This window comes from Dankookia sp. GCM10030260 (assembly GCF_042666655.1).
GTDB lineage: Bacteria > Pseudomonadota > Alphaproteobacteria > Acetobacterales > Acetobacteraceae > Paracraurococcus.
The window spans coordinates 369985-383938 of the sequence record NZ_JBHTDE010000002.1 but is presented as its reverse complement, the minus strand read 5'-3'; the positions used below and the strand labels follow the sequence as shown (position 1 = coordinate 383938).

At 69.6% G+C, this 13954-nt stretch carries 17 protein-coding genes; 8 read left to right on the top strand and 9 right to left on the bottom strand.

All coding sequences use genetic code 11. The features are described 5' to 3' along the window. Positions 1–210 precede the first annotated feature (210 nt). Positions 211–546, top strand: a complete 336-nt coding sequence (locus tag ACFQS7_RS08280) for a DUF1127 domain-containing protein (protein WP_380066569.1) — start codon at positions 211–213, stop codon at positions 544–546. A 166-nt stretch (positions 547–712) separates the two neighbouring features. On the opposite strand, the gene ACFQS7_RS08275 is transcribed toward ACFQS7_RS08280, so the two are convergent. The 5 genes from ACFQS7_RS08275 to ACFQS7_RS08255 all read right to left on the bottom strand — a co-directional run bounded on the left by ACFQS7_RS08275 (position 713) and on the right by ACFQS7_RS08255 (position 5722). After that, the gene (locus ACFQS7_RS08275) at positions 713–1549 is read right to left on the bottom strand and encodes a VOC family protein (RefSeq protein ID WP_380066568.1); all 837 of its coding nucleotides are present in this window, start codon (positions 1547–1549) and stop codon (positions 713–715) included. Between the two features lie 4 nt (positions 1550–1553). Next, the gene (locus ACFQS7_RS08270) at positions 1554–2540 is read right to left on the bottom strand and encodes a ketopantoate reductase family protein (RefSeq protein WP_380066567.1); all 987 of its coding nucleotides are present in this window, start codon (positions 2538–2540) and stop codon (positions 1554–1556) included. A 175-nt stretch (positions 2541–2715) separates the two neighbouring features. Next, positions 2716–3699, bottom strand: a complete 984-nt coding sequence (locus ACFQS7_RS08265) for a ketopantoate reductase family protein (protein ID WP_380066566.1) — start codon at positions 3697–3699, stop codon at positions 2716–2718. Continuing rightward, positions 3696–4529: a creatininase family protein gene (locus ACFQS7_RS08260; RefSeq protein WP_380066565.1), complete on the bottom strand. Its 834-nt coding sequence runs from the start codon at positions 4527–4529 to the stop codon at positions 3696–3698. The genes ACFQS7_RS08265 and ACFQS7_RS08260 overlap by 4 nt, the downstream gene beginning before the upstream one ends. Then, positions 4526–5722, bottom strand: a complete 1197-nt coding sequence (locus ACFQS7_RS08255; RefSeq protein WP_380066564.1) for a M20 family metallopeptidase — start codon at positions 5720–5722, stop codon at positions 4526–4528. The genes ACFQS7_RS08260 and ACFQS7_RS08255 overlap by 4 nt, the downstream gene beginning before the upstream one ends. 107 nt (positions 5723–5829) lie before the next feature. On the opposite strand from ACFQS7_RS08255, the gene ACFQS7_RS08250 reads away from it, so the two are divergent. The 6 genes from ACFQS7_RS08250 to ACFQS7_RS08225 all read left to right on the top strand — a co-directional run bounded on the left by ACFQS7_RS08250 (position 5830) and on the right by ACFQS7_RS08225 (position 10776). Further along, the gene (locus ACFQS7_RS08250; RefSeq protein ID WP_380066563.1) at positions 5830–6870 is read left to right on the top strand and encodes a Bug family tripartite tricarboxylate transporter substrate binding protein; all 1041 of its coding nucleotides are present in this window, start codon (positions 5830–5832) and stop codon (positions 6868–6870) included. Between the two features lie 182 nt (positions 6871–7052). Beyond that, the gene (locus ACFQS7_RS08245) at positions 7053–7655 is read left to right on the top strand and encodes a hypothetical protein (RefSeq protein ID WP_380066562.1); all 603 of its coding nucleotides are present in this window, start codon (positions 7053–7055) and stop codon (positions 7653–7655) included. Positions 7656–7685: 30 nt separating this feature from the next. Then, positions 7686–9185 carry a tripartite tricarboxylate transporter permease gene (locus tag ACFQS7_RS08240; RefSeq protein ID WP_380066561.1) on the top strand — a complete coding sequence of 500 codons (1500 nt, stop codon included), beginning with the start codon at positions 7686–7688 and terminating at the stop codon, positions 9183–9185. A gap of 109 nt (positions 9186–9294) precedes the next feature. Next, the gene (locus tag ACFQS7_RS08235) at positions 9295–10053 is read left to right on the top strand and encodes an SDR family NAD(P)-dependent oxidoreductase (RefSeq protein WP_380066560.1); all 759 of its coding nucleotides are present in this window, start codon (positions 9295–9297) and stop codon (positions 10051–10053) included. 11 nt (positions 10054–10064) lie between these two features. Further along, positions 10065–10391 carry an antibiotic biosynthesis monooxygenase family protein gene (locus tag ACFQS7_RS08230; RefSeq protein WP_380066559.1) on the top strand — a complete coding sequence of 109 codons (327 nt, stop codon included), beginning with the start codon at positions 10065–10067 and terminating at the stop codon, positions 10389–10391. 223 nt (positions 10392–10614) lie between these two features. Next, entirely contained in the window at positions 10615–10776 is a 162-nt protein-coding gene (locus ACFQS7_RS08225; protein ID WP_380066558.1) for a hypothetical protein, read from the top strand. Positions 10777–10911: 135 nt separating this feature from the next. Here the strand turns inward: ACFQS7_RS08225 and ACFQS7_RS08220 are convergent, their stop codons facing one another. From ACFQS7_RS08220 to ACFQS7_RS08210, 3 genes are read right to left on the bottom strand one after another with little or no spacing between them, the layout of a single operon-like run. Next, positions 10912–11112: a hypothetical protein gene (locus tag ACFQS7_RS08220; RefSeq protein ID WP_380066557.1), complete on the bottom strand. Its 201-nt coding sequence runs from the start codon at positions 11110–11112 to the stop codon at positions 10912–10914. An 8-nt stretch (positions 11113–11120) separates the two neighbouring features. Further along, complete coding sequence (locus ACFQS7_RS08215; RefSeq protein ID WP_380066556.1) at positions 11121–12074, bottom strand: sensor histidine kinase; 954 nt, start codon at positions 12072–12074, stop codon at positions 11121–11123. A gap of 5 nt (positions 12075–12079) precedes the next feature. After that, a complete protein-coding gene (locus tag ACFQS7_RS08210) occupies positions 12080–12370 on the bottom strand; it encodes a hypothetical protein (RefSeq protein WP_380066555.1) in 291 nt (96 codons plus the stop codon). Between ACFQS7_RS08210 and ACFQS7_RS08205 the strand changes: the two genes are divergently transcribed. Next, positions 12347–12628: a hypothetical protein gene (locus ACFQS7_RS08205; RefSeq protein ID WP_380066554.1), complete on the top strand. Its 282-nt coding sequence runs from the start codon at positions 12347–12349 to the stop codon at positions 12626–12628. The genes ACFQS7_RS08210 and ACFQS7_RS08205 overlap by 24 nt on opposite strands. A gap of 72 nt (positions 12629–12700) precedes the next feature. Here ACFQS7_RS08205 and ACFQS7_RS08200 read toward each other — a convergent pair whose 3' ends face one another. After that, positions 12701–13924, bottom strand: coding sequence for an MFS transporter (locus tag ACFQS7_RS08200; RefSeq protein WP_380066553.1), 1224 nt, complete (start codon positions 13922–13924; stop codon positions 12701–12703). Between the last annotated feature and the right edge of the window lie 30 nt (positions 13925–13954).

Here is a 13954-nt window from a genome sequence, read left to right as displayed (position 1 = left end):
CTCGCCGGAATCGCCGGCAGACGGAAGGCCGGGAAGGATGAACCGAAATTGCACGCATCCACAGATCATCATGCTCTGGGAACATGGCTCTGCTGCCGCTTTGGCACGCGTTCCACTGCTGCCGCACACCTATGTTGCACTTGCGAAGGCGGCGAGAGGCTGCCCACGGCGCCGGGCCTGCCCGGCAGGATTTTACAGGACACCGATACCATGGACGCCCGTCTCACTCAGGCGGAAGCCGCCTACTTCACCTCCGTCGGCGCCTCGCCGGCGCGGGACCGCGCCGTCGCGCAACGGCTGGCAGCCGGCAAGGCCTATGAGGCCAGCCTGCTGCATGGCGCAATCCGCGGCTTGGCGCGCCTCGGCAACGCCCTCTTCGGCTGGGTCGAGCGCGCCCGCGTCAAGGCACAACTGGATTCGCTGACCGACCGCGACCTGGCCGATATTGGCCTGACCCGCAACGATATCGGTCGCGTGATCGGCACCACCGACGTAGCGGTGCCAACTCGCCGTCCGGATCGGATCGGCGCGCAGCAGTCAGCCTGACCCGGCGCTGCGGATCGGCCGCAGCCTGGACGAGGCGGCGCATCAAAAGGGTCTCGAAAGCTGGCCGGTTGGCTGCGCGGCCATGTGGCTGCCAGCAGGACAGACCGCAGAGCCGACCAAGTTTCACCTTCGGCTGAACCCGTATCGGCCTCCCTGCCCCGGGTGCTCAGCCGAGGAAGTCGATGACCGCATTCAGCGCCGGCTCGGCAGCCACCCGCAATGCATCAGGCCGAGGTGCCGCGGCGACCCCACGTGTCCGCAGCAGCGCCGCGGTGGCCGACAGATTACTGACCCGCAAACCGACCAAGGCCATGTGGTCGCCCCGTCCCGCCGGATCGGGCGCCGCGGTGCCGAGTTCGGCTGCCACCAGCGCATGCGGCGCGACCTCGATGATGACCGGGCCGCAGGGCAGCAGAACGCGGCCATCGGACCCTGCGGTGACCGCGGCCTCGCCAAAACTCCGGCGAAACATCGCCGCCTGGCGTTCCGGGTCGCGCACCGCGAGCAGCACGCGGGCGACCGAGGTGGCGCCATTCGGCTGGGCCTGCCATTCCGGTCGCCAGACATGCTGCGGCGTCAGGTGCTCGCACCAGTAGACGCGGCCGTCGAAAGCGGCGGCGCGGTCGAGCCGGACGGTGCGGAAGCGGGCATCGTCGCGGCCGCCGTCGGGCAGTTCGACCGGGCGGTGGAAGGACTGCGCTGGCAAGGCGGGGACGCCGGCGGCAAGCAGCCGGGCAGCCAGCGCCGCGGCATCTTCGGTCTTGAAGACCAGCCCGTTCAGCCCGACCGGATAGCTGGCGATGTCGGGCCGCAGCGCCCCGCCGGGAATGTCGGTGCCGAGCAGTTCCAGGTAGTCCTCGGCGAAGACCGAAAGGTGGTTGGCCGAGCCCAGGCTGTGCTTCCCCATCGGCGTCAACTGGAAGCCGAGCATGGCCAGGCGCGCCGCACCTTCGGCCATCCGGTCGCGCACGTCGAAGACCAGGTGGTCGAGGACGGGGGCCATCGCGTCAGGCCGCCGGCCGCAATAGGCCGGCCCCTTCGGCGGCTTGCGCCATCAGCGCCACCGTCAGCGCCAGCATCGGTGCGGGGACGCCGTTCTCGTTCGCCAGTCGCAGCGGCACCTGGAACAGCGCCTCCACCTCCATCGGCCGGCCGGCTTCCAGGTCCTGCAGGATCGAGGGCTTGTGGTTGATGCCGCTCGCCTGCTCAATCCGTTCGGCCGCGCCACCGGGGACCGGCTGGCCCATGGCGCGGGCGATGGCGATGCCTTCCTCGACCAGTTGCGTTGCCGCGGCACGCACCGCGGGGTCGGCCAGGCTGTCCCGCATGGTACGGCGGTTCAGCACGCAAAGCGGGCCGCTGAGCAGGTTGTTCAGCAGCTTAGCCCAGACCTCGACGCGGATCTTCTCGGACACGCTGCAGGGCAGCCCGCCTGCCTTGAACAGCGCCGCCAGCGCCACGGCACGGTCGGAGCGGCTGTTGTCCGGCTCGCCGAGAATCAGCTTGCTGCTGGCGCTGACCACCTGCGCCACGCCGGGCTCCGGCTGGGTGCAGGCGGAATAGATCGCCCCGCCGATGGCGCGGGCCGGGCCGATGGTGTTCCAGACGACGTCGCCCGGATCTGCCTCGGGCACCCGCCGGCCTTCGTCCGGCCCGCCATGGCTGGCGTAGTACCACCAGGGGACGCCATTGGTGACGAAGACCACCGGCGTGTCCGCGCCGAGTAGCGGCCCGATGGCCCGCGCCACGCTGCCGAGTGCCGGCACCTTGGTGCAGACCACCACAGCATCCTGCGGGCCAAGCTCTGCCGGGTCGGCGGCCAGCCGCGGCCGCACCTGCATGTCGCCGTCCGGGGCGCGGACGATGAGGCCGTCGGCCTGCATGGCGGCCAAGTTGGCGCCGCGCGCGACGATGGAAAGATCGGCGCCGCCCTTGGCGAGCCGCCCGGCAAGATGGCCGCCGATCGCGCCGGCGCCGAAGATGCAGACCTTCATGCGGGGATTTCCTTATACTGGGAGGCAGGAAGGCCGGAAGAGAGGAAGTATCCTCCCCGGATCCCTCCTCTCGTTCTGTGGCTCGGCACTCGCCGCGCGGTCGGTCCCGACTCACAAAAGGCAAGCGTGGGGTTTGGGAAGGGGATACTTTCCCCTCCCCCATTCTTCCTTTCTGTCACGCTGACGCGCGGTGCAACCCGGCCGCCACGGCGGCACGCGTCACCAGCGCGACCGAGAGATCGAGGATTGGCGTCGGCACCCCGGCCTCCCGCGCCAACTGCAGCGGCACGGTGAACATCGCATCGATCTCCATAGCCCGCCCGGCATCCAGGTCCTGCAGGATCGAGGGACGGTGGGCGATCTTCGAGGAGCGTGCGATGCGGTCCTCCGGCGTCTGTCCGGTGATCGGGTGGCCATAGGCGGCGGCGATCGCCATCACCTCCCGCGCCGCGGCGATGGCGGCGGCACGGATCACCGGGTCGGCCAGCGTGTCCTGCATCGAGGACCGCGCCAGCAGGCAGAGCGGCCCGTTCATCATGTTGCCGAGCAGTTTGGCCCAGACCGCGCCACGGATATCAGGTGTGGCGACGCCACCCATGCCGCCGGCAGCGATGGCATCGGCCAGCGCCAGCAGCCGCGGCGTCATGGCGCCATCGACTTCGCCGAGCACCACCCGGTTGTCGGGCGCCAGAGCCTCGACATGACCGGGCCGGGTCACGGTGGCGGCGGAATAGACAATGCCGCCGAGGGTGCGGCGGATGCCGACCGCGGTACGCACCGCCTCGCCGGGATCGAGCAGCGGCAACCGCCGCCCATCGCGTGCGGTGCGGTCGAAATACCACCAGGGAATGCCGTTGGTGACGAGGGCGACGGCGGTCTCCGGGCCCAGCAGCGGGCCGATGCCGGCGGCAACCTGCGGCAGAGCGGTCACCTTGGTCGTGACGATCACTGCATCCTGCATCCCGAGCGTGGCCGGGTCGTCGCTGGCCTTCGGCCGGCAATACAGCGTGCCATCCTCGGCGGCAACGTGGAGGCCGTTCTCCTGCATGGCGCGGAGATGCGGGCCGCGGGCGACGACCGAGACCTCGACGCCGCTCTTCGCCAGGCGAGCGGTAAGGTGGCCGCCGATGGCGCCGGCGCCGTAGACGCAGATCCTCACGGCAGATGCGCCAGCATCGCGGCGCCGGCCTCGACTAGGCGGGCGACGATCCTCGCGCCATGTTCGGCGTTGCCGGGGCGGTTGTCGGCGCAGGCGACGCCGCCGGGTGCCACTTCCTCGACCTCCATCGGAATGTTGATCTCCACGCCGGCGACGCGGAGCGTGCCGAAATTGGCTACCGGCAAGCCGAGGATCGGCGGCACTGCCTGTTTCTCGCGCGCCGCCTCCGGCTTGCAGAGGTCTGGTCGCAAGGCGAGGGCCACCGACCAGACCGGGTCGCCGCCATGGCCGAAGCTGGCGGGACTGCCGCCGAGTTCGGCATGCAGACCGCCGGCGATGCGCCAGAGATGCATGGCGGGAATGAGGAGATCGTGCCGGTGGCGCAGCCCGCGCGCCGCGGCGTCAACCGGGGCGATCGAGCCGGCATGGCCATTGAGGATCAGGATGCGGCGAACCCCGGTGCGCACGAGGTTGTCGCAGGTCTCCTCGACCACGGCCCGAAGCGTTTCCGGCGAGAGCACGATCCCGCCCGGGACGCATGAAAAGTAATCGACACCGCCGAAGGGAATGGCGGGCAGCACCAGCGCATCGATGCCTCCCGCCGCGGCCGCGTCCGCCATGCGGTCGGCCAGTGCCTCGGCCAGCAGGAAGTCGCCCATCGGCGCCTGCGGCCCATGCGTCTCCAGGCTGCCCATCGGGAAGATCACCGCCGCGCCGGCGGCGAGCCGCGCGGCGACCTCGGACGCGGTGAGCTCGGCGATGCGGCGCGGGCTGGCCGGCGAATTCAGGCCTTGACGGCAATTGCCGGGCCGGCCATCCGGCGGCGTCACGCCAGCATGTCCAGCGCGATACGGCTCAGCACCTGCACGCCGAGCCCGATGCAGCGCTCGTCCGGCTGGTAGCGGTCGTTGTGCAGGTGGTCGTGCCGGCCGGGCGCGCCGCTGCCGATGCGCAGTTGGAAGGCCGGCACCCGCTCGGCGAACTCGGCGAAATCCTCCGCACCCATGCTCGGCTTGCCGGCGGCGATGACATCGCCCAGCTGGCGCGCCACGGCGGCGATGGCGGGGTCGAGCACGCTGTCGGCGTTGATAAGGGGCGGCACGCCGCGGCGATAGGTGAGCGTGGAGGTGGTGCGATGCATCGCGTCCAGCCCGGCCACGAGGCGCTTCAGCGCCGCTTCCGCCGCATCGCGGGATTCACGATGCAGCGTACGCACCGTGCCGCGAAGCTCTACGGTTTCGGGGATGATGTTCGGCGCCGTGCCGCCATGCACCATGCCGATGGTGACCACCGCCGGCAGCAATGGATCGATCTCTCGGCTCACCACCGTTTGGGCCGAGCCGATGAAGGCACCGGCGGCGACGATGGGGTCCACCGCCAGCTCCGGGTGCGCCGCATGGCCACTTTTCCCGCGGATCATCAGGTCGAAGCGATCGGCCGCCGCCAGGGTCGAGCCACGGACATAGCCGAAGCGGCCGACTGGCATGTCCGGCTGGTTGTGGAAGCCGAGCGCCATGTCGACTCCGTCCAGCACCCCGTCGGCGACCATGGCGGCGGCGCCGCCCAGCGCCTCCTCGGCCGGCTGAAACACCAGCACGACGCGCCCGGCGAGCTGCGGCGCCAAGTCGCGCAGTACCTCGGCCACGCCGAGCAGCGTGCTGGTATGGATGTCATGGCCGCAGGCATGCATCTTTCCGGGCGTGGTGCTGGCGAATTCCTGGCCGGTCTCCTCATGGATCGGCAGCGCGTCCATGTCGGCGCGGATCGCCAGGGTGAGCCCGGGCCGGCCGCCCTCGATAATGCCTACCACGCCGGTGCGGCCGATGCCGGTGTGGTGCGGAATGCCGAGGCGGGCAAGTTCCGCCGCGACGATTCCGGCGGTGCGCACTTCCTCGAAGGCAAGTTCCGGGTGCGCGTGGATGTCGCGACGCATCGCCACCAGCCCAGGCTCGATCGCCGTCACGGCATCGCGGATGCGCGCCTCCGGGTCGTTGCTAATGCGGCTCGAAATGGTGGTCGGCATGCTTTGATTCCACGCACTTGCGAGTGGCCGAGGATCGACGCAAGCCAACGACCTGTCCAGCGCCCACTTCGGCAGAATACTGCGGCGCAACAACGAGGTGGGGCGGCTTGCCCCCTCTCGGCCTAGCATGCGATACGCAAGGCGCCTGTCTGGGGAGGAGAATGTCCGGGTTTCCGCCACGCCGAGCGCTGCTCGTCGGGGGTGCCGCTTTGGCGGTGCCCTTCGCTACGCGTGCCCAAAACCCAGCGGCGCCCTGGCCGCGCCAGCCGATCCGTCTGATCGTCCCTTTCGCGCCCGGCGGCACCACGGATCTGGTCGCCCGGCTGCTGGCGCAAGGGCTGCAGGACGAACTCGGTCAGCCAGTGATCATCGAGAACCGTGCCGGCGCCGCGGCAACCTTGGGTAGCCAAATGGTCGCCCAGGCCACCCCCGACGGTCATACGCTGCTGGTGTCGAACATCGCCAGCCATGGTGCTGCGCCGTCGCTCTATCGCAGCCTTCGCTACGACGCGGTGCGCGACTTCACTCATATTGCCCTGGTGGTGCAGAATCCGTTGGTCTTCGTCGCCACCCCGCGCTTCCCGGCCACGACACTCGCAGAAGTTGTGCGGCTGTCGCGGGAAGAGTCGCGCGGCATCGACATTGCCTCCTCCGGCTCCGGCTCGACCAACCACCTCCTGATCCTGCAATTCGGTCAGGCGACGGGCGCGCATGTGAAGCACATCCCCTATCGCGGCGCCGGCCCAGCGATGACGGACACCATCGCCGGCATAGTGCCGATGATGTCCGACAGCCTGCCTTCGGCGGCGACGCATATCCGCGCCGGCATGGTGCGTGCCCTTGCGCTTTCATCGGATACGCGGCACCCCGCATTCCCAGCGGTGCCGACCTTCCGGGAACAGGGAGTCGATCTCGTCAGCACATCCTGGTTTGGCCTGTCCGGGCCGGCCGGGCTGCCGCCAGGGGCGACGGAGCGCTTGGCCGCCGCGGCCGCCGCGGTGCTGGCGGAACCCGCGTTGCGCGCCCGCTTCGCCGAAATCGGCGGGACGGTCGGGGCGCTGGGGCCAGCTGGGTATACGGATTTCGTGCGGGCTGAGGTCGCCCGCTGGGCGCCGGTGGTGCAGGCCTCCGGCGCACAGGTTGACTAGGCAGGCAGCGCCAGAAGCGCTGCCTGCCGGCAGGGAAGAATGGACCGTCTCAGACTGGCTCAGGTGTCGGGCCTGCGACGGTCCAACCGAAGATCCGGCCCGCAAGGTCCGGCAAATTCGTCGTTGGGTGCAAAGCTCCGTGGCGCAGTCACGGGGTGCTGGGAGCCGAGAAAGGTCGCTGCATGAAACTGAATGCCAAGGACATCGCGTCCGGCGTTATCCTCATCCTGTTTGCCGCAGTCGCCTTGTGGCTCAATCAGGACCACTCCCTCGGCTCCGCCCGGCGGATGGGCCCGGGCTACATGCCCATGCTGGTGTTCTGGATCCTGATGGGCCTCGCCGTCATCATCCTGGCCACCGCCTTCTTCAGTGGGCCCGACCCGATGCAGAGGTGGTCGGGTATCGACAGCGCCTCGCTTGGGCTCGCCATCGTCGCCGGCTACGGCACCTTCCTGGTGGCGCCGCAGATCAGTTCCTACTTCGCCACCGGTTACGGCAATCTCGGGCTCGGCATGCTGGTCGGCTTCCTGGTGATCTGCTGGTCCCTGCGCTGGCGGCTGATCGGCTTTATCTGCGCCAGTCTCTGCATCTTCTGCCTGCTGCTGGAAAAGGGCGGCCTGTTGCTCGCCCTCACCGCGACCATCCTGGTCGCCAGCATGGCCGAACCGGAACACCGGCAGCGGCCGCTCGGCATCCTGGGCGTGACGATCTTCCTCCTCGCGCTCTGCTGGTGGGTCTTCATCCTGCAGCTCGACATCCGCGTGGCCGTCTGGCCGCAGTTTTAATCCCAGCGCCAGCCAAGGGACCGACGGATAATGGATATCATAAGCAATCTGGCGTTCGGGTTCGGCGTCGCGCTGAGCTTCCAGAACGTCCTCTTCGCGTTGATCGGCGCGCTGATCGGCACGGCGATCGGCGTGCTGCCGGGCATCGGGCCGGTCGCCACCATCTCCCTGCTGCTGCCGATCACCTTCGGCCAGCCGGCGACGACGGCGATCATCATGCTCGCCGGCATCTACTACGGCGCCCAGTATGGCGGCTCGACCACCGCCATCCTGCTGAACCTGCCGGGTGAGATCAGCTCGGTCGTCACCACGCTCGAAGGCTACAAGATGGCCCGCAACGGTCGGGCCGGAGCAGCGCTGGCCACCTCGGCGATAGGGTCCTTCTTCGCCGGCTCGGTCGCCACGCTTTTCGTCGCCGGCTCGGGCCCGCTGTTGACCCAGGTCGCGTTGTCCTTCGGACCGGCCGACTACTTCTCGCTCATGCTATTGGGTCTCATCATATCGGCCGTCCTCGCGCAGGGCTCGGTGGTGAAGGCGATCAGCATGGTGGCGCTGGGCGTCGCGCTCGGCCTGGTCGGCACCGACGTGCAGACCGGCCAGCAGCGCTTCACCTTCGGCATCCCGGAACTGTCGGACGGCATCAGCTTCGTGGCACTGGCCATGGGCATGTTCGGCATCGCCGAGATCATCCTGAACCTCGAGCGGCCCGAATCCCGCTCGGTGCTCAAGACCAAGGTCGGCAGCCTCTGGCTGACCAAGGAGGAATGGAAGCGCGCCACCCCCTCCGTCCTCCGCGGCACGGCACTCGGCTCGGTGCTCGGCATCCTGCCGGGCGGCGGCGCGGCGCTGTCCTCCTTCGGCTCCTACATGCTGGAGCGGAAGGTCTCGAAGGGCCGGCACCTGTTCGGCACCGGTGCGATCGAAGGCGTGGCCGGTCCGGAAGCGGCCAACAACGCAGCAGCCCAGACCAGCTTCATCCCCCTGCTGACGCTCGGCATCCCGTCCAACGCGGTCATGGCGTTGATGGTCGGCGCGCTGATCATCCAGGGCATCCAGCCGGGGCCACGCATGGTGGAAGCCCAGCCGGATCTTTTCTGGGGGCTCATCGCCTCCATGTGGATCGGCAATGTCATGCTTCTGGTCATCAACCTGCCAATGATCGGCATGTGGGTGAAGCTGCTGCAGGTGCCCTACAAATTCCTGTATCCTGCTATCCTGGTATTCTGCGCCATCGGTGCCTACAGCGTGAACAACAACGTCTTCGACGTCTACTCGACGGCGATGTTCGCGGTGCTCGGCTACCTCTTCAACAAGTTGCGGCTGGAGCCGGCGCCGCTGCTGATCGGCTTCGTGCTCGGCCCGATGATGGAGGAGCATCTGCGGCGCGCCATGCTGCTGTCGCGCGGCGATCCGATGGTTTTCGTGCAGCGCCCGATCAGCGCGACGATGCTGGCCATCGGCGCCATCGCGCTGGCGGCGATGCTGCTGCCGAACCTGCGCAAGGGCAAGGACGCGGCGATGGCGGGCTGACCGCCGCCGCCACTGCCAGACGACGGCAAGCCGCCCCGGGCAACCGGGGCGGCTTTTCTTTTGTCCGGGGCGAACGCAGGCTGGCGGCGGTCAGCGGAAAGGGCACGCGATGGATCTGCAACTCGCCGGCAAGGTGGCGCTGGTCACCGGCGCCTCGGCCGGGATCGGCCGCACCATCGCCCGGATGCTGGCGGCCGAGGGCTGCCGCCTGGTCCTCCTCGCCCGCCGCCGGCCCTTGCTGGAAACGCTGGCGGCCGAGTTGCCCGCCGAGAGCGAGCCCCTGATCCTCGCCGAGGACCTGACCGACCCGGCCGCCGCGGCGCGCATCCGCGATGCCGTGCTCGGCCGCTTCGGCCGCTGCGACATCCTTGTCAACAATGCCGGCGGCAGCCGTGGCCAGCCGCCCGGCGAACTCGGCCCCGAGGCGGTGTGGCAGGAGGCGATGGAGCTGAACTTCCACGCCGCCCGCCGGCTGACCCATGCGCTGGTGCCGGCGATGCAGACCCAGGGCTTCGGCCGCATCGTCAACGTCACCGGGCCGGACGAGCCGCTCGGCATGGATCCGGCCAACGCGCCGAACGGCGCCACACACATCTGGGCCAAGGCGCTGTCGCGCGAACTGGGACGGGCCGGCATCACGGTGAACTCCATCCCACCCGGCCGCATCCGCTCCGAGCAGATCGACACGAGGGTCATGCCGACCGAGGCGAGCCGCCGCGCCTGGGCGGAGAAGGAAGTGCCGGCAGGCTACATCGGCCAGCCCGAGGACCTGGCGGTGCTGGTGGTCTGGCTCGCCTCGCCGCTAGCACGCTACATCACCGGGCAGGTGATCCACGTGGACGGCGGCGCACGCCGTTCCAGTAGTTGAGGAGACCGCCAATGTTCATCGCCATGAACCGCTTCAAGGTCGCGCCGGGCGCCGAGGCGGATTTCGAGACCCTGTGGAAGTCCCGCGACAGCCAACTGCACAGTGTGCCGGGCTTTGTCGAATTCCATCTGCTGAGGGGTCCGGCGCGGGAGGGGCATGTGCTCTACGCCTCGCACACCACCTGGGCCTCGAAGGCGGATTTCGACGCCTGGACCAAGTCGGAGGCCTTCCGCATGGCACACCGCAATGCCGGGACCACCAAGCCGCTCTATCTCGGCCCGCCGGAATTCGAGGGCTTCGAGCCGGTGCAGACGCTGCTGAACCGGGCGGCGAACTAGCCGGCGGGCATGCAGTGGCTGGGAAAGACGTATCCTCCCCGGCCCCCTCCTGTATTCTTGGGAGCCGGCACCCGCCGCGCGGCCCGTCCCGACTCACAGAACGCAAAAGCCGGGTTGGAGGAGCAAGTGCTTTTTTCTTCCCAAGCTTGCCTGGCTTGCGCTGCGGCAAGGCGCGTGAGAGCCACATGGACCCAGGCTTGCGCCGGCAGAGGAGGACCGGACCATGTGGGCAAGGCTTGTGCTGGCGGCCGCAGGGGCGATCACCGCGCTGTTCGTCGCCCGTGACGCACCGAATTTCGACGTGGTCGAGGGCATGGTCGGCATTGCGCTGATCGCCGCGGTGGTCGGGGCGATGGTGTTCCTCGGCTGGCGGCGGGGGCGTTAGGGCAAGTCGTGGGAAGACGTGAACGCCGGGACGCGTGAATTTGCATCGAGAGCAGCAGGCTGCAGAGGCGCTGCGTTCACTTTCGCACGCAAGCCGCCGCAGCACGAACGCGGCACCGGCTCCCGGCCGTAAGCCCTACCGGCCCAGCGCCGGCCCCGGCGAAGCGGCAGCGACCGGGCCTGGCTTGGGGTTGGGCAAAGGTTCCGGCAGCGGAGTCTCAAAGCCGATGTTCCGGCTCCGGGTCAGCGGCACCGCGATCTCGCAAACCAGCCCGGTCGGCGCCCATGTCATGCCGACCTTGCCGCCAAGCTGGTCGAGCAGCGTGCCGTTCAGCACGCGCGACCCTAAACCCTGGACCACGGGCGCCGGCGACAGCGCCGGCCCACCGGTCTCGCTCCGGCGCAGCCGCAGCATGCCGCCGGGGGTGGGGTCCGCATGCCAGTCGATGGCCAGCCGGCTGGCATGGACGGGGCGCCATGCTTGATGGCGATCGTCGCCGGTTCGTGGACCGCCATCGAGAAGGGCTGCGCCGCCCGGGCCGGCAGCCCGATCGGCGGGCCCCGCAGCACCATCTGCGGGCCGGCCGCCGCCCCGTCGAGAAATGCCGCGAGGTCGCCGCGCAGCAGGCTGCGCAGGTCGGCGCCGACCCAATGATCGTCAGCCAGCAGCGTCTGGACGCGGGCCAGGGCCTTCAGGCGCCCCTTGATCGCGCGGACGAAGCTCGGCATGTCGCCGGCGCGCGTCAGCCACACCGCCACCTGCACCACCGCCAGCATGTTCTTGGCGCCGTGGTCCATTTCGCGGATCAGCAGCCGCTGACGCGCCGCCGCGCACTTCTCGGCATCGACGTCGACCATGACCAGCAGCGCCGCGACGACGTCGCCGGTCTCGTCGCGTACCGGGATCCCGCTGGCCCGCCGCGACAGGCTGGTCCCGCCTCCACTATGGTCGAGGAAGTCAGGTTGAGCGCCAGGTTGCCGCGATACTGCCCCGTTGCCGCCGTGCGCGATCCAGTCGCTTCCCGGCGTATCGTCCACGGCGGGCATGATGGGATGCGGCGGCAGCCGGCGGAACTCCGGGTTGGCGAAGATCACCCTGCTGGAGGGCGCGACCAACCCGGCGCCGACCGGCAGGTGCTCAAGCACCGTCTCCAGCTTGCCCACGTGCCGCAACGCAACCTGGACGCGGGCGCGTTCCGCAGCCATGGCGTGCAGGCGAGCATTGGCTGCGGTCAGCTCGCAGGTCCGCTCCGCGACCCGGCGCTCGAACTCTTGGGTGTCGTCGCGCGCCTCGCCCATCACCCTCAACCGCTCCACTGCCGCGGCCAGCAAATTGGCGAAGCCCCACAGGAAGGCGGTGTCGGCGTCGTCGCGGAGCCGCGTGGCACCCGGCTGGCCACCTGCAGCAGCCCATCGGGCGGCCGGTCCCGGCCGCCGAGGATGATAACGTTGACGATGGCCTTGACGCCGTTGTCGCGCAGGAAGCCGGCATACCTGAAGCGCTGCTCGGTCTCGATGTGGGGCGAGATCGCCAACTCCCCGGTCTTCAGGGCGTAGCTCTCCGAGCGATCTTGCTCGACCTCGATCCGGGCCACGCCGACCGCGCCGGGCTTTCAGCCGACACCAGCCCGGACGAAGACGGTCCGGCCGCCATTCTGCAGCTCCATGACCTTGGCCAGGTCGGTGCCGAGCGTGTCGCCGAACAGGCGACAGGCTTCGGTCAGGATCTCGTCCAGGTTTTCGGATTTCGGCGCGAACTGGCCGAATGGCGCCAGCGCCGACTGCTGCCGCAGCAGCGCCCGGCTTTTGTTCTGGCTGGCGCAGGAGCGATCATCAGGACAATAGCGCCGTAGGCCGATCTCTGTCGTAAACGTTCTATAGCATGGCCCGTCATCACTTAACCGGAGTCATTGCGCGTGTCGCGGCTAGCCCTCCAGCCGCTCCAGCTTGCGCAGTTCCGGGAACAGTCGCATCCAAAGCGCGGCAACCACCAGCGTTCCAACCCCGCCCAGCACTGCCGCGGGCACCGCTCCCAGCAGCGCCGCGACCGACCCGGCGCGGAAATCGCCAAGCTGGTTGGACGCCCCGACGAACAGCGAATTCACCGCCGAGACCCGCCCGCGCATCTCGTCCGGCGTGCGCAGTTGCACCAGGGACGACCGCACCACCACGCTGACCACGTCGGCCGCACCCACCACCGCCAGCGCCAGGCAGGACAGCGCCAAATTGGCCGAGAGCGCGAAGACCATCGTCGCCACCCCGAAGGCGGCCAGCGCTGCGAACATCCGCGGCCCGACCGGCGCCCGTAGTGGCCGGTTGGCCAGCCAGACCGAGGTCGCCAGGGCGCCGACGGCCGGCGCCGCCCGCAGCATCCCGAGCCCCTCCGGCCCGGTGCCGAGGATGTCGCGGGCGAAGATCGGCATCAGAGCCACCGCCCCGCCCAGCAGCACGGCGAACAGGTCGAGCGAAATGGCGCCGAGCACGAGCCGGTGTCGCATAACGAAGCGGAAGCCGGACAGCAGCCCGGCCAGGCCGGGCCGCTCGGCGCCCGGGATGCGGCGCGGCGTGCGGATGGCGGCCGCAGCCGCGCAGCCGACCAGCAGCAGCACTGCCGCCGTGCCATAGGCCGCCTGCGGCCCCAGCGCATACAGCAATCCGCCCAGCGCCGGGCCGAGGATCTGCGCCGTCTGCGTCGCCGAGGCCGACCAGGCCGCCGCACGGGGAAACAGTGCCCGCGGCACCAGGCCGGGCAGCAGCGAGGCCATGTTCGGTGCCTCCACCGCGCGGGCGCAGCCGATCAGGCCGATCAGCAGGAACATCGCCTCCCGCCCCAGCCAGCCCTGCAGCGTGCCCAGCGCGAGCAGCGCGGCGAAGATCGCAACCGTGCCCTGGCAGATGGCGACGATCAGCCGGCGGTCGCCGCGATCGGCGAGCCAGCCGGCCGGCAGGGTCAGCACCAGCACGGGGATGAACTGCACAAGCCCGACCAGGCCGAGGTCCAGCGCCCGCCCGGTCAGCGCATACAACTGCCAGCCCACCGCCACGGCCAGCATCTGCATGCAGAGGGTGGAAAGGACGCGCGACGTCCAGAACAACACAAAAGGGCGGTGCCGCAGGACCTGCGGTACCTCCCCGGACGCGTCCGACACCAGCCAGCCTCCCCCCGGATACGGGCACAC

Excerpts from the sequence above, each read along its gene's own strand:
- ACFQS7_RS08280 (WP_380066569.1), top strand. The coding sequence starts at position 211 with ATGGACGCCCGTCTCACTCAGGCGGAAGCCGCCTACTTCACCTCCGTC.
- ACFQS7_RS08275 (WP_380066568.1), bottom strand. The coding sequence starts at position 1,549 with ATGGCCCCCGTCCTCGACCACCTGGTCTTCGACGTGCGCGACCGGATG.
- ACFQS7_RS08270 (WP_380066567.1), bottom strand. The coding sequence starts at position 2,540 with ATGAAGGTCTGCATCTTCGGCGCCGGCGCGATCGGCGGCCATCTTGCC.
- ACFQS7_RS08255 (WP_380066564.1), bottom strand. The coding sequence starts at position 5,722 with ATGCCGACCACCATTTCGAGCCGCATTAGCAACGACCCGGAGGCGCGC.
- ACFQS7_RS08245 (WP_380066562.1), top strand. The coding sequence starts at position 7,053 with ATGAAACTGAATGCCAAGGACATCGCGTCCGGCGTTATCCTCATCCTG.
- ACFQS7_RS08240 (WP_380066561.1), top strand. The coding sequence starts at position 7,686 with ATGGATATCATAAGCAATCTGGCGTTCGGGTTCGGCGTCGCGCTGAGC.
- ACFQS7_RS08235 (WP_380066560.1), top strand. The coding sequence starts at position 9,295 with ATGGATCTGCAACTCGCCGGCAAGGTGGCGCTGGTCACCGGCGCCTCG.
- ACFQS7_RS08230 (WP_380066559.1), top strand. The coding sequence starts at position 10,065 with ATGTTCATCGCCATGAACCGCTTCAAGGTCGCGCCGGGCGCCGAGGCG.
- ACFQS7_RS08225 (WP_380066558.1), top strand. The coding sequence starts at position 10,615 with ATGTGGGCAAGGCTTGTGCTGGCGGCCGCAGGGGCGATCACCGCGCTG.
- ACFQS7_RS08215 (WP_380066556.1), bottom strand. The coding sequence starts at position 12,074 with ATGGGCGAGGCGCGCGACGACACCCAAGAGTTCGAGCGCCGGGTCGCG.